The organism is Hydrogenophaga aromaticivorans (assembly GCF_013387465.1).
In the GTDB taxonomy this organism is placed as follows: domain Bacteria; phylum Pseudomonadota; class Gammaproteobacteria; order Burkholderiales; family Burkholderiaceae_C; genus Hydrogenophaga; species Hydrogenophaga aromaticivorans.
In genome coordinates this window covers 267,919-281,525 of sequence record NZ_VYGV01000012.1, presented here as the reverse complement: position 1 = coordinate 281,525, position 13,607 = coordinate 267,919, and the positions used below count along the sequence as shown (strand labels likewise).

The 13,607-nt window shown below is 67.1% G+C and carries 11 protein-coding genes; 2 read left to right on the top strand and 9 right to left on the bottom strand.

The window, feature by feature from the left end; genetic code table 11:
- The first annotated feature begins 19 nt into the window (after positions 1-19).
- Both F3K02_RS14705 and F3K02_RS14700 read left to right on the top strand, forming a co-directional pair.
- Complete coding sequence (locus F3K02_RS14705) at positions 20-1,390, top strand: cytochrome ubiquinol oxidase subunit I (protein ID WP_177136357.1); 1,371 nt, start codon at positions 20-22, stop codon at positions 1,388-1,390.
- Positions 1,391-1,409: 19 nt separating this feature from the next.
- Entirely contained in the window at positions 1,410-2,414 is a 1,005-nt protein-coding gene (locus F3K02_RS14700; protein WP_177136356.1) for a cytochrome d ubiquinol oxidase subunit II, read from the top strand.
- 389 nt (positions 2,415-2,803) lie between these two features.
- On the opposite strand, the gene guaD is transcribed toward F3K02_RS14700, so the two are convergent.
- From guaD to F3K02_RS14655, 9 genes are all read right to left on the bottom strand, one after another.
- Entirely contained in the window at positions 2,804-4,084 is a 1,281-nt protein-coding gene (gene guaD, locus F3K02_RS14695) for a guanine deaminase (RefSeq protein WP_177136355.1), read from the bottom strand.
- A 97-nt stretch (positions 4,085-4,181) separates the two neighbouring features.
- Positions 4,182-5,285 (bottom strand): BMP family ABC transporter substrate-binding protein, encoded by a 1,104-nt coding sequence (locus F3K02_RS14690; protein ID WP_177136354.1) that lies wholly within the window; start codon positions 5,283-5,285, stop codon positions 4,182-4,184.
- A gap of 99 nt (positions 5,286-5,384) precedes the next feature.
- The gene (locus F3K02_RS14685; protein ID WP_177136353.1) at positions 5,385-6,422 is read right to left on the bottom strand and encodes an adenosine deaminase; all 1,038 of its coding nucleotides are present in this window, start codon (positions 6,420-6,422) and stop codon (positions 5,385-5,387) included.
- A 74-nt stretch (positions 6,423-6,496) separates the two neighbouring features.
- Positions 6,497-7,558, bottom strand: coding sequence for an aromatic ring-hydroxylating oxygenase subunit alpha (locus tag F3K02_RS14680; protein ID WP_177136352.1), 1,062 nt, complete (start codon positions 7,556-7,558; stop codon positions 6,497-6,499).
- Between the two features lie 190 nt (positions 7,559-7,748).
- Complete coding sequence (locus F3K02_RS14675) at positions 7,749-8,894, bottom strand: BMP family ABC transporter substrate-binding protein (protein ID WP_177136351.1); 1,146 nt, start codon at positions 8,892-8,894, stop codon at positions 7,749-7,751.
- Positions 8,895-8,954: 60 nt separating this feature from the next.
- Positions 8,955-9,875: an ABC transporter permease gene (locus F3K02_RS14670; protein WP_177136350.1), complete on the bottom strand. Its 921-nt coding sequence runs from the start codon at positions 9,873-9,875 to the stop codon at positions 8,955-8,957.
- A 144-nt stretch (positions 9,876-10,019) separates the two neighbouring features.
- Entirely contained in the window at positions 10,020-11,075 is a 1,056-nt protein-coding gene (locus tag F3K02_RS14665; protein WP_177136349.1) for an ABC transporter permease, read from the bottom strand.
- Entirely contained in the window at positions 11,062-12,651 is a 1,590-nt protein-coding gene (locus F3K02_RS14660) for an ABC transporter ATP-binding protein (protein WP_177136348.1), read from the bottom strand. The genes F3K02_RS14665 and F3K02_RS14660 overlap by 14 nt, the downstream gene beginning before the upstream one ends.
- Positions 12,635-13,588, bottom strand: coding sequence for a LysR family transcriptional regulator (locus F3K02_RS14655; RefSeq protein ID WP_177136347.1), 954 nt, complete (start codon positions 13,586-13,588; stop codon positions 12,635-12,637). The genes F3K02_RS14660 and F3K02_RS14655 overlap by 17 nt, the downstream gene beginning before the upstream one ends.
- Positions 13,589-13,607: the final 19 nt, after the last annotated feature.

Here is a 13,607-nt window from a genome sequence, read left to right as displayed (position 1 = left end):
CCCACCACCTGGAAACCCCATGGACGCCTTGATCCTGTCGCGCATGCAGTTCGCGGCCAACATCAGTTTCCACATCCTGTTCCCCTCCATCACCATCGCGCTGTGCTGGTTCCTGCTGTTCTTCCGCCTGCGTTTCATCCAGACCCGCGAGCCGGCCTGGGAAGAGGCGTATTACTTCTGGACCAAGGTGTTCGCGCTCAGCTTCGCGCTGGGCGTGGTCTCGGGCATCGTGATGAGCTTCCAGTTCGGCACCAACTGGCCGGGCTTCATGGAGAAGACCGGCAACATTTCGGGCCCGCTGCTGGGCTACGAGGTGCTGACCGCGTTTTTCCTCGAGGCCAGCTTCCTGGGCATCATGCTGTTTGGCCGGGGCCGCGTGTCCGAGCGTGTGCACCTGCTCGCCACCGCGCTGGTGGCGCTGGGCACCACGCTGTCGGCGTTCTGGATCCTCAGCCTCAACTCCTGGCTGCAGACGCCCGCGGGCTTCGAGATCGTCAACGGCCAGTTCATCCCCACCGACTGGTGGGCGGTGGTGTTCAACCCCTCGTTCCCCTACCGCTTCGCGCACAAGCTGCTGGCCTCGGCGTTGACCGCCTCGTTCCTGATCGCGGGCCTGTGCGCCTGGCAGCTCCTCAAGGGCAGCGCCACGGCCGGCACCCACAAGGCCATGCGTGCGGCCATCGTGGCGGCCGCGGTGGCCATGCCGCTGCAGTTCCTGGCCGGTGACCTGCACGGACTCAACACCCTGGAACACCAGCCGGCCAAGATCGCCGCCATGGAAGGCATCTGGGACACCGAAAAGGGCGCACCGCTCACGCTCTTCGGCGTCCCCGATGAAGCCGCGGGCACCACCCACTACGCGCTCAAGATCCCCCGGCTGGCCAGCCTGGTGCTCACGCACGACCTCGATGGCGAAGTCCAGGGCATCCACGATTTCAAGGACGCACACCCACCGGTGGCGCCGGTGTTCTGGGGCTTTCGCGTGATGGTGGGCGTGGGCAGCCTGATGCTGGTGGTGGCCTGGTTCAGCGTCTGGCGCCTCTGGCGCCAGCGCCACCGGGGCGCTGCAGAAGGCCACACCCCGTGGCCCCGGCCCTGGCTCTGGGTGTTGGCGGGCATGACGTTCTCGGGCTGGCTGGCCACGCTCTCGGGCTGGTACGTCACCGAGATCGGTCGCCAGCCCTTCATGGTCTACGGCCTGCTGCGCACCAGCGAGCTGGCCACCCACACGGCGCCGCCCATGATCGCACTCACCCTCGCCGCCTACCTGGTGGTCTACGGCCTGCTGCTGGTCACCTACGTGGGCGTGCTCAAGTACATGGCGGAGCACCCCGTCCAGCACGCGCCCTCCCCCACCCACGGCGCCGAACTCGGCAAGGCCGGCGTCTGACATCCCCCCGGAGAACCCCATGGACACAAGCTGGGCGCACCTGCTGCCGCTGATCTTTCTGGCCGTGATGGGCCTGGCCCTGCTGGCCTACGTCGTGCTCGATGGCTACGACCTCGGTGTGGGCCTGCTGCTGCCCCTGGCCGACGACGCGCAGAAGGACACCATGATCGCCAGCATCGGCCCGTTCTGGGACGCCAACGAGACCTGGCTGGTGCTGGGCGTGGGCGTGTTGCTGGTGGCGTTTCCGTTCGCCCATGGCCTGGTGCTGCAGGCGCTGTACCTGCCGGTGGCCCTCATGCTGATCGGGCTGATCCTGCGCGGTGTGGCGTTCGACTTCCGCGTGAAGGCGCCGCCGGTCTGGAAGCCGTTCTGGAACCGGGCCTTTTTCGGCGGCTCGCTGCTGGCCAGCGCGGCCCAGGGCTGGATGCTGGGCAGCTACATCACGGGTTTTGACAACGGTCCGCTCGGGCTGGGATTCAGCCTGGGCATCGCGCTCACGCTGCCCGCGGCCTACGTGCTGCTGGGCGCTGGCTGGCTGATCATGAAGACCGAGGGCGTGCTGCAGGAGCGCGCGGTGCACTGGGCGCGGCGCGTGCTGTGGCCCATGGGTGCCGCCCTGGTGGCCATTTCGGCCGCCACGCCGCTGGTGAACCCGGCGGTGGTGGACAAGTGGTTCGGCGTGCCCGAGGTGTTTGCGCTGATGCCGATTCCGCTGAGCTGCGTGCTCGCCTTCTTCGCGGTGCGCTGGGTGGTGACGCACCCGGGCACAGTGAAGGCCGGCCACGGCTGGGTGGTATTCGCCGCCACCGTGCTGATCTTCGTGCTGGCCTTCTTCGGGCTGGCCTACAGCATCTTTCCGGACATCGTGATCGGCCGCATGACGGTGTGGGAAGCGGCCATCGGCACCGAGTCGCTCACGGTGGTCTTCATCGGTGTGGCGATCACGCTGCCGGTGATCGTGATCTACACGGCCTTCATGTACCGGGTGTTCTGGGGGAAAGCGCGCGCGCTTTCCTATAACTAGGAACTCCCCCCTGCGCCGCTGACGCGGCTTCCCCCCTCTCTTGCGCGCCTTCGGCGCTTGGAGGGGGGACGCGCCCTGTGGCCCGGCAAAGCCGGTTCCACGGGTGCCCTTGAAAAAGACATTTCACTCAGGAAGCGATGCGTTGTTCATCTTGCTCCGCGAACCTGCGCTTCACCAGGGTGGGTGGGCTGGGTGCGCGGGCGCAGGGACGATTCGCGGTTGCCACCGAGATAGCGTGCCAATCATGATGTTGACGCAACGAGAGTGGCGCACATGGGAAGACGCCCGCGAGCTGGACCGGAGAACGCGCACCCGGCCCGCCCGCCCCGCCACAAAAGGGACAAACGAAAAAGCCAGCCCTCCGCCCGTCCGCAAGAGCAACGAAAAAATCAGCCGCCAGCCACCACGCTGCGTTCCACCACCCGGTCGTCGCCCAGCACGATGAGTGCGAACAGCAGCTCGTCCAGGCTGTTCGCCTGAGCCGTCTTGCGCGCCAGCAGCGGCGTGGCCTGGAGGTTGAGCACCACAAAGTCCGCTTCATTGCCGGGCTGCAGGTTGCCCACCACGCCGGCCAGACCCAGCGCCTGCGCCGCACCCGCGGTATGCTGCCACCAGAGCTGGCCGGGCGTAAGGCTCAGGCCTGTCTTGCTCTGGCCTTCGCGGCCCACGTAATACGCTGCGAGCATGGTGTGGAACGGCGAGAAGCTGGTGCCGCCGCCCACGTCGCTGGCCAGGCCGTAGCGCATGCCGGCGGCATCGGCAGCGGCGTAGTCGAAGAACCCACTGCCCAGGAACAGGTTGCTGGTGGGGCTCACGGCCGCTGCGGCGCCGGTTTCGCGCATGAGTGCCCGGTCGTCCGCATCGAGGTGGATGCAGTGGGCGTACACCGCGCGCTCGCGCAGCAGGCCGAAATCACCGTACACGCCGAGGTAGCTGCGTGCGTCCGGGAACAGCTCGGCCGCCCATTTCACTTCGTCCAGGTTTTCGGCCACGTGCGACTGGATCCACACATCGGCGTACTTCGCCGCCAGCTCACCCGCGCCGCGCAGCTGGGCGGGTGTGCTGGTGGGCGCGAATCGCGGCGTGATCGCGTAGCCCAGGCGGTCCACACCGTGCCAGCGCTGGATCAGGGTCTCGGTGTCGATCAGGCTCTGTTCGGTGTCGTCGCGCACACCATCGGGGCTGTGGCGGTCCTGCAGCACCTTGCCGGTGATGAAACGCAGGCCGCGCACCTGGGCTTCCTTGAACGCCGCGTCCACCGACTGCGGGTGTGAGGTGGCAAAGGTCAGGGCCGTGGTGACGCCATGGCGCTGCAATTCGTCGAAGAAGAAACCCGCCACCTCGCGCGCATGGTCTTCGTCGTGGAAACGCGATTCGTGCGGGAAGGTGTAGTTTTCCAGCCAGGGCAGCAGGCCCGCGGCGGGTGCACCGATCACATCGGTCTGCGGGTAGTGGACGTGCATGTCCACGAAGCCCGGTGCGATCAGGCGGCCGCGCAGGTCTTCCACGGCGACGCCGGGAAAACGGTCCACCAGCGCGCTGTGGCTCCCCGCAGCCCGCACGACCCGGCGCCCGTTCGCGTCGGGGCCGACCACGAGCAGGCCGTCGGATTCGTAGAGGGGGTTGTGGTCGTCGTCGAAACGGAGAAGGGCGGCGCGGTAGGCTTTCATGCAGTCCCAAGCTTACCGGCACCGCCCACCCGCGGCATACGGCGGGGCAGATAACCCCATGACGAAAGTCACACGGCCCGCCGGGCGCACCCCGCCTTCAGCGCGCCAGTTTGCCCACCACGCCCTCGACCAGCCAGTTCATGTTCAGGATTTCAGCGTCGCTGAGCGACTGGCCGGCGGTCATCACCACCTGGCCTTCGTTGTTGCGCACATCGGCCTTCGTGGCAAACGGTTGCAGCCGGCCCGCGGCCATGTCGGCCTGCCGCGCCAGCACCTCCGCCTGCACGGCGGCGGGCACCTTGCTGCCAAACCCATCGACGCGGATCATGCCGTCCTTCACGCCGCCCCAGACGCTGCCACTCTTCCAGCTGCCGTCGAGCACGGCCTTGACGCGGCGGGTGTAGTAGTCGCCCCAGAGGTGGGTCACCGCCACCACCTGCGCGTCGGGCGCGACCTTGCGCATGTCCGAGTGGTAGGCCACGGCGAGCTTGCCGCGCTCCTGCGCTGCCGTCATCACGGCGGTGGAGCCGGTGTGGAAGGCCAGCACCTCGGCGCCCTGGTTCATCAGCGTCATGGCCGCCTCGCGCTCGCGCGGCGGGTTGAACCACTCGCCCAGGAACACCACGCGCACCGAGGCGGCCGGGTTCACCGAACGCATGCCGAGCGTGAAGGCGTTGATGCCCTGCACCACCTCGGGAATCGGGAAACCCGCCACGTAGCCGGCCTGCGTGGCCATGCGCCCGGCCGCCACACCGGCGAGGTAACGGCCTTCGTAATAACGCGCATTGGACGTGGCCACGTTGGGCGCGGTCTTGTAACCCGTGACCGACTCGAACTTCACGCCCGGGAACTCGCGCGCCACCTTGAGCGTGGGCTCCATGTAGCCGAAGCTGGGCGTGAAGATGATCTGGTGCCCCTGCTGCGCGAGGTCGCGGATCACGCGTTCGGCGTCCGGGCCTTCGGCCACGTTTTCCACGAACGTGGTCTGCACCTTGCCGGACAGCGCCGCCTCCACGGCCTTGCGGCCCTGGTCGTGCTGGCGCACCCAGCCGGCGTCGGTCAGCGGCGCGACGTAGACAAACGCGGCCTTGACCGGTGGCGCGACGGGCGCCGTCTGGGCTTGTGCGGAGAAGGGAAAAGAAAAGAAAAAGCTGGTGACCGCCAGGGCACAGGCGCGCCGGGCCACGAGGTTTTTGTACATGGTGTTCCTCTACATGGCTTCCGAAGGACAAAAAAAGCGAGCCGGGGAAGCACCGGCTCGCAGGGGTCGAATTGTACCGTGCGGCTTTGAAACCCCGGTTCAGGCCAGCGCCGCTTGTCCCACCGAACGGTCCAGCGCATCGAACATGGCAGCGCGATCAGCGTCGCTCACAAAGCTCGCCTCGAAGCTGTTTTTCGCCAGCGTGATCACGTCGGCCTCCGTCAGCGCCAGGGCCCGCACGGTTTGTTCGAAGTTCGCGTTGAGGTAGCCACCGAAATAGGCCGGATCGTCCGAGTTGACGGTGGCGCACAGGCCCGCGTCGAGCAGCTGTTTCATCGGGTGGTCGGCCAGGTCGTTCACCACGCAGAGCTTCAGGTTGGACAGCGGACACACGGTCAGCGGCGTGCGGCGTTTCGCCAGTTCGGCCACCAGCACCGGGTCCTCCAGGCAACGCACACCGTGGTCGATGCGTTCGGCCTGCAGCAGCTCCAGCGCTTCCCAGATGTACTCGGGTGGTCCCTCTTCGCCCGCGTGCGCGACGATGCGCAGGCCCAGTTCACGGCAGCGCGCGAACACGCGCACAAACTTTTCAGGCGGGTGGTCCACCTCGCTGGAATCCAGCCCCACGCCGATGAAGTGTTCGCGGTACGGCAGTGCGGCTTCCAGCGTCGCGAACGCGTCGGCCTCGCTCAGGTGGCGCAGGAAACACAGGATCAGCGCCGAGCTGATGCCCAGCTTCGCCTGCGCGTCGGCGCAGGCGCGAGACAGCCCCTGGATGACGGTTGCCATGGGTACGCCGCGCGCGGTGTGCGTCTGCGGGTCGAAAAAGATCTCGGTGTGGATCACGTGATCGGCCTTGGCCCGCTCGAAATAAGCCCAGGCCATGTCGTAAAAATCGGCCTCCTTCAGCAGCACGCTGGCACCGGCGTAATAGATGTCCAGGAAGCTCTGCAGGTCGGTGAAGGCGTAGGCGGCGCGCAGGGCCTCGACGTCGGCGTACGGCAGCTGCACGCCGTTGCGCTGCGCCAGCGCAAAGATGAGCTCGGGCTCCAGCGAACCCTCGATGTGGATGTGCAACTCGGCCTTGGGAATGGCACGCGCCAGGGCCACGGCGCGTTCAAGGGCAAGGTTTTTCATCGGAACACTCCTTCCAGCAGGGATCAAAAATTAACATGGGCCGGGTACCCACAGACCCGGCATGGGGTCGCGTTTCAACACACGCCTAAAGACACACCCAGCCGGGCCAGGAAACGCCGGTAGGCGCTGGACATGCGGTCGGCCGGGCTGTGCACCTCGGCAATCGGGCCGTCCTGGCCGATCGGCAGGGTCTTGGGCACCTGGGATTCCACGATGGGGCGGTCCTGCGCGAACACGGCGTCCTGGAAGGCGCGCAGTTCCTCGTCGTCCGACAGGTCGCCCAGCGTGGCCATGGCGAACCAGGCGGTGCAACTTGCCGCCGAGTCGGGCCGGATGAACAGCGCGATCGCGTTGCTCACCGGGTCGCCCTCGGCCGCGTCCTTGCGCAGCACCGCGGCAAACGGGTGCGGCACGGTGTAGCGGTAGGCGATGAAACTGCCCTCGCTGGCGCCCGCGTAGGCCCGCGGCTGCCAGGCCTTGCAGTCGCGGGCCACCAGACCGTCGGCGCCCTCCTCCACCCGCCCTGTTTCCACCTGCGCATGGCTGCGCTCACCGAGCCAGCCCTCGTGCACAAAACCGAAATGGCTCAGGTCCAGGAAGTTCTCGACCAGGCGTGGCGCACTGGTGTTGACTTCGTAAGGCCCGCACAGCACCTGGCGCCAGAGCGGATCGCTCCAGGGCTCAAACGCGGGGGGTTCCGTCAGGGCCGCGGGCACGTGGGTCCGGTCGGGTCGCTGCAGGCGGACCCACACCAGCCCGTGGCGCTCCACCGCCTCGAACACCGTGGCGCAGTGGGACGCGGGCGGCTCAAACAGCGGTGCCGCCGGCACATGCACACAACGCCCCACGGCCACCGGCACCACCGCCTGCTGGGCCGCGGTGTCGCCACCGAACTGCCAGCCGTGGTATGGGCACTCCAGCCGCGCGCCGTGCAGGTGGTTCAGCACGCGACCGAGCGAGAGACTCGCCCCGCGGTGCGGGCAGCGGTCGGCCCAGGCGTGCACCACACCCGGCGCACCCTCATGCCCCGGCTCGCGCCAGAGCACCAAGGGCTTGCCCAGCAGCTCCACCGCCACCGGCGCTTCGCGCACCCTGTGCGATGCGGTCACCGGATGCCAGAGTTGTTTCTCGATCATGTGATCCTCCAACGAAAAAGCCGCTGCAGATGCAGCGGCTTTGGGCCAGGGCACCGCAGGTCCGACGGTCGTCGATCTGCAATGTGTCCGAAGCGAGTGGCTTTTCCCAGGATGCGGTGGAACCGGCTTCGCCGGGCCACTCGCAACGCCCCCTTGAGGGGGTCGCGCCCATGGCGCGGCAGGGGTGGGCTCAGTTCGGCAGTTTGCCTTCGACACCCTTCACGTAGAACTTCACGCCGCCGAGGAACTTGTCGTCAGCGACCACGTCCTTGGCCAGCACTTCCTTGCCGTCCTGACCCACGATCGGGCCCTTCCAGATGGCGAAGGAGCCGTCCTTCAGACCGGCCTTGACGGCGTCGATCTTGGCCTTGGCTTCGGCCGGCACGTCTTCGGCGATGGACACCATGTCAATCGCGCCTTCCTTGTGACCCCACCAGACGCCGCCGGTGCTCCAGGTGCCTTCCAGCGCGTCCTTCACGGCCTTGACGTAGTACGGACCCCAGTTGATCACGGCCGAACCCAGGTGGGCCTTGGGGCCGTAGGCGGTCATGTCGGAATCCCAGCCGAAGGCGCGCTTGCCCAGTTTTTCGGCGGTCTGCAGCACGGCGGACGAATCGGTGTTCTGCATCAGCACGTCGGCGCCACCGTTGATCAGCGAGGTCGCGGCTTCGGTTTCCTTCGGTGGGTCGAACCAGCCGTTGACCCAGACCACCTTGGTCTTGACCTTGGGGTTGACCGACTGCGCACCCAGCGTGAAGCTGTTGATGTTGCGGATCACCTCGGGAATTGGGATCGACGCCACCACGCCCAGCGTGTTGGTCTTGGTCATGGAACCGGCGATCACGCCGGCCATGTAGGCGCCTTCGTAGGTGCGGCTGTCGTAGGTGCGCAAGTTGGCGGCCGTCTTGTAGCCGGTGGCGTGCTCGAACTTCACGTCGGCGAAGTCGGGTGCGACCTTGAGCATGGGCTCCATGTAGCCGAAGGTGGTGCCGAACACCAGCTTGTTGCCCTGGCTGGCGAGGTCACGGATCACGCGCTCGGCGTCGGCGCTCTCGGGCACGTTCTCCACGAAGCTGGTCACGACCTTGTCACCGAACTCGGCCTCGACGGCCTTGCGGCCGTTGTCGTGCGCGAAGGTCCAGCCACCGTCTCCCACCGGGCCCACATAGGCAAACGCAATCTTCAGCGGCTCGGCCTTGGGCGCCTCGGCCGCAGCGGGTGCCGGAGCCGGTGCGGGCGCGGCTTCTTCCTTCTTGCCGCAGCCGATCAGCACGGCGCTGGCCACGGCCGTCAGGGCCGCAAGCTTCATCAGGGAACGTTTGCTCAGGTCAGTCATGGAAACCTCTTTGTTGGGAGAGTGGGTGGTAACGGAAACAGTGACAAAAACCAAAAAAGATTATGCGCCGGGATAAAACGGTTTCCCGATCGAAGTGGGCATGTTGATGCGGATCCAGGTCGGGTTGCGCGAGATCAGCACCAGCACCACGATGGTGGCCACGTAGGGCATCATGGTCAGGAACTGGCTGGGCACATTGACGCCGACCCCCTGCAGGTGGAACTGCAGCATGGTCACGCCACCGAACAGGTAGGCACCAAGCAACACGCGTGCCGGGCGCCAGGTGGCGAAGGTGGTGAGCGCCAGCGCGATCCAGCCCTTGCCGGCGATCATGCCTTCCACCCACAGCGGCGTGTAGATGGTGGACACATAGGCACCCGCCAGCCCACAGAGCGCGCCACCGGCCATCACCGCCATCAGCCGGATACGGCGCACCGGGTAGCCCAGCGCGTGCGCCGACTCCGGGCTCTCGCCCACGCTGCGCAGCACCAGGCCGGCGCGCGTGCGGTAGAGGAACCAGATCAGGCCGAACACGATGCCGATGCAGATGTAGACCATGGGATGGTGACGAAACAATGCCGGGCCCACCAGCGGTATGTCGCCCAGCACGGGAACCACGAACTGCGCCTGCTCAGGCAGCTTTTCCTGCACATAGCTGCTGCCCGCGAAGGCGGAAAACCCCGCGCCGAACAACGACAGCGCCAGACCGGTGGCGTACTGGTTGGTATTGAGCCAGATCACCAGGCCGCCAAAGAGGGCCGCCAGAAAAGCGCCCGCCGCCATGCCGGCGGCAAAGCCGGCCACCGTGCTGCCGGTGTGCACCACGGTGGCGAACCCGGCCAGCGCGGCGCAGAGCATCATGCCCTCGGCACCGAGGTTGACGATACCGGCCTTTTCGTTGATCAGCAGGCCCAGCGAGGCGATGGCCAGCACGGTGCCCGCGTTGAGCGACGAGCCGATCAAAAGAGCGATGGATTCCATATCAAGCACTCCAATGAGGAGAAACGCAACGAGCACAGGTCCCTGACCCAGAAACGCCGTGGAACTGGCATTGCCAGGCCACAGGCGTTGCCCCCTTGAGGGGGGATGCGGCTACGCGCAGCGAGCAAGCGACGGGGGTGGTCATCATTTACTCCACTTGATGCGGTAAGCAATGAGCGTGTCGCAGGCCAGCAGCGCAAACAGCAGCAACCCTTGGAACACACCGGTGATCGATTTCGGCAGGCCCAGGCGCGACTGCGCCAGCTCACCGCCGATGTAGAACATGCTCATCAGGATGGCCGAAAAAACGATGCCCACCGGGTGCAGCCGCCCCACGAACGCCACGATGATGGCCGCGAAGCCGTAGCCCGCCGGCACGTAGGGCGTGAGCTGGCCGATCGGGCCCGCCACCTCCAGCGCACCGGCCAGGCCGGCGGCGCCGCCCGAGGTGAGCAGCGCGATCCACAGCGCCTTGCGTGAGGAAAAACCGGCGTAGCGCGCCGCGGCCGGCGCCAGGCCGCCCACCAACTGACCGTAGCCCGCGTAGGTGCGGAACAGGAAGACCCAGACCGCGGCCACCCCGGCCAGCGCCAGCAGCAGACCGATGTTGACCCGGGAGCCCTGCATCAGCTTGGGGATCTGCGTGACCGACTCGAAAGTCTTGGTCTGCGGGAAGTTGTAGCCCAGCGGGTCTTTCCACGGGCCGTAGACCAGGAAGTTCAGCACCTGGATCGCCACATAGACCAGCATCAGGCTGACCAGGATTTCGTTGGCGTTGAAGCGGTCGCGCAGCAGCGCCGTGATGCCGGCCCAGAACATGCCGCCCAGAATGCCGGCCACGATGATGGCCGGGATGATCCAGGGCCCGGTGGTCTTGTCGGCGGTGAGGGCCACGCCCGCAGCGAAGATGGCCCCGATCAGGTACTGGCCTTCGGCGCCGATGTTCCACACGTTGGAGCGGAAACACACCGCCAGACCCAGCGCGATGATCAGCAAGGGCGTGGCCTTGACCATCAGCTCCGACAGCGCGTAGGTGCTCTTGATCGGCTCCCAGAAAAACACCTGCAGACCACGCACCGGGTCTTTGCCGAGCACGGCAAACAGGATCACGCCGATCACCACCGTGATGGCCAGGGCCAGCAGTGGCGAGGCGTAGCCCCAGCGCGCCGAGGGCTGGGGACGAACTTCAAGCCGCAGCATGGGCGGTCTCCTTCTGGTTGTGATCTGCGGTGCTGCCTGCGGCGGTGTCCCACAGACCCGACATCCATTCGCCGATGCGCTCGATGGTCGCGTCGGCCCGGTCCATGCTGGGCGAGAGCCGCCCCTTGGCGATCACGTGCAGGCGGTCGCTGATCTCGAACAGTTCGTCGAGTTCTTCGCTCACCACCAGCACCGCACAACCCGCGTCGCGCAGCGCCAGGATCTCGCCGCGGATCTGCGCCGCAGCGCCCACGTCCACGCCCCAGGTGGGCTGGCTCACGATCAGCAACCTGGGCTTGGCCTCGATCTCGCGGCCAACAATGAATTTCTGCAGGTTGCCGCCCGAGAGCGATTTGGCCGCCGCGTCGGGCCCGTTGGCCTTGACGTTGTAGCGCTGGATGATGTCGGTCGCCTGGGCCTTGAGCGCGCCCAGCTTCAGCCAGCCGCCGGCGCCCAGCGCGTCGCGCCGCGTCAGCAACAGGTTGTGCGCCAGCGAGAGCGTGGGCACGGCGCCGCGGCCCAGGCGTTCTTCGGGCACAAAATGCAGGCCCAGGGCGCGGCGCTTGCCCGGCCCGAAGTGCGAAGCGTCCTTGCCCGTCACCCGGATGCTGCCCAGCGGCGCGCGGCGGTCTTCGCCGGAGAGCGCAAACAGCAGTTCGCTCTGGCCGTTGCCCGACACGCCCGCGATGCCCACCACCTCGCCGCTGCGCACGGTGAGCGCGATGTCGGCCAGATCGGTCCCGAAGGGATCGTCGCTCGCCAGCGTCAGCCCCTGCACCTCCAGCACCGCGGCGCCGGCGTTGAGCGCGCGCACCTCCAGCGCGGGCGGTTCGGCGCCGATCATCAGGCGCGAGAGCGAGGCGTTGCTTTCTTCGCGCGGGTCGCACACGCCGGTGACCTTGCCGCCGCGCAGCACGGTGCAGGCGGTGCAGAGTTCGCGGATTTCGTGCAGCTTGTGGCTGATGTAGAGGATGCTGCAGCCTTCGGACGCCAGCTTGTTGAGCACCACAAACAGCTTCTCCACCGCCTGCGGCGTGAGCACCGAGGTGGGCTCGTCCAGGATCAGCAGCTGCGGGTTGGTCAGCAGCGCACGGATGATTTCCACCCGCTGCATCTCGCCCACTGAGAGCGTGTGCACCGGGCGCTTGGGGTCGATGTCCAGGCCGTACTGGGAGGCGGTGACATCGATGCTGGCGCTGACCTCGGAGAGCGTGAGCGACTTGTCCAGCCCGAGCCAGACGTTTTCGGCCACGGTCAGCGTGTCGAACAGGCTGAAGTGCTGGAACACCATGCTGATGCCCAGCGCCCGGGCTTCCTGCGGGTTGCGCACGTGCACCGGCCGGCCGTTGAACATGACCGAACCCTCGTCGGGCTTGACCGAGCCGTAGATGATCTTCATCAGCGTGGATTTGCCGGCGCCGTTTTCGCCCAGCACGGCGTGGATCTGGCCCGGCGCCACGCTGAGCGAGACGCCGCTGTTGGCCACCACGCCCGGATAGCGTTTGGTGATGCCGGTGAGTTGCAGTCTTGGCGTGGTCACGTGTTCTCCTCTGTGGTGTTCAGGCCGCGGCGGCATCGGCGTCCGGGCGGCGCAGCGAAGCCGCCACACCCTTGATCTGTTCGCGCAGCCAGCGCCCGGCGCTGGAAGCGTGGGTGCGCTCGTGCCAGAGCTGGTAATACATCATGCGGGGGAACTCCACCGGGCACGGCAGCACCTGCACCGGCAGCACGCTGGTGTAGCGCTCGCAATACTGGCGCCCGGTGGTCAGCACCAGCAGGCTGCCCGCCACCATGGCCGGGATGAGCCCGAAATGCGGGCAGCGCGCGGTGATGTTGCGCACCAGGCCCTTGGCGGCCAGGTGGTCGTCGATCACGCCGCGCGCGCCGGGGTGGGTGGGCGTGGGCGCGATGTGTTCGGCGGTGAGCCAGGCTTCCACGTCCCAGCCGCGGCGCACCGCGGGGTGCTGGTTCGACACCAGGCACACCACCTCGTCGCCAAACAACCGGCCCAGGTGCAGGTCGCCGGGCGGCAGCGGCCAGTTGCCGATGACCACATCGAAATCGCCCTGGGCGAGGTGGTGGCGGTAGTCGGAGTCGGCCGAGAGCGGGTGGATCTCGATCGGGCACTGCGGCGCCAGGCTCTTGATCTGGGACACCAGCTGGGGCAGGAACAGCGGGTCCAGGTAGTCGCTGGCGGCCAGGCTGAAGGTGTGGTGGGCGGTGGCGGGGTCGAAGCTGCGGGCGTCGGAGAACAGCACCTCGGCGCTGCGCAGGATGTCGGCCGCCGGTTCGATCATGCGCAACCCGGCCACGGTGGGCACCATGCCGGACCCCGAACGCACCAAAAGCGGGTCACCGGCGAGTTCGCGCAGGCGTTTGAGCGACGCGCTGACCGCCGGCTGGTACATGCCCAGCCGCAACGCCGCGCGCGACACGCTGCGCTCGGTGAGCACGGTGTACAGCACGCGGATCAGGTGCAGGTCAATCTTGTCGAACATGGACACGTATTTCATACCCTGAGGCTATGCGTGT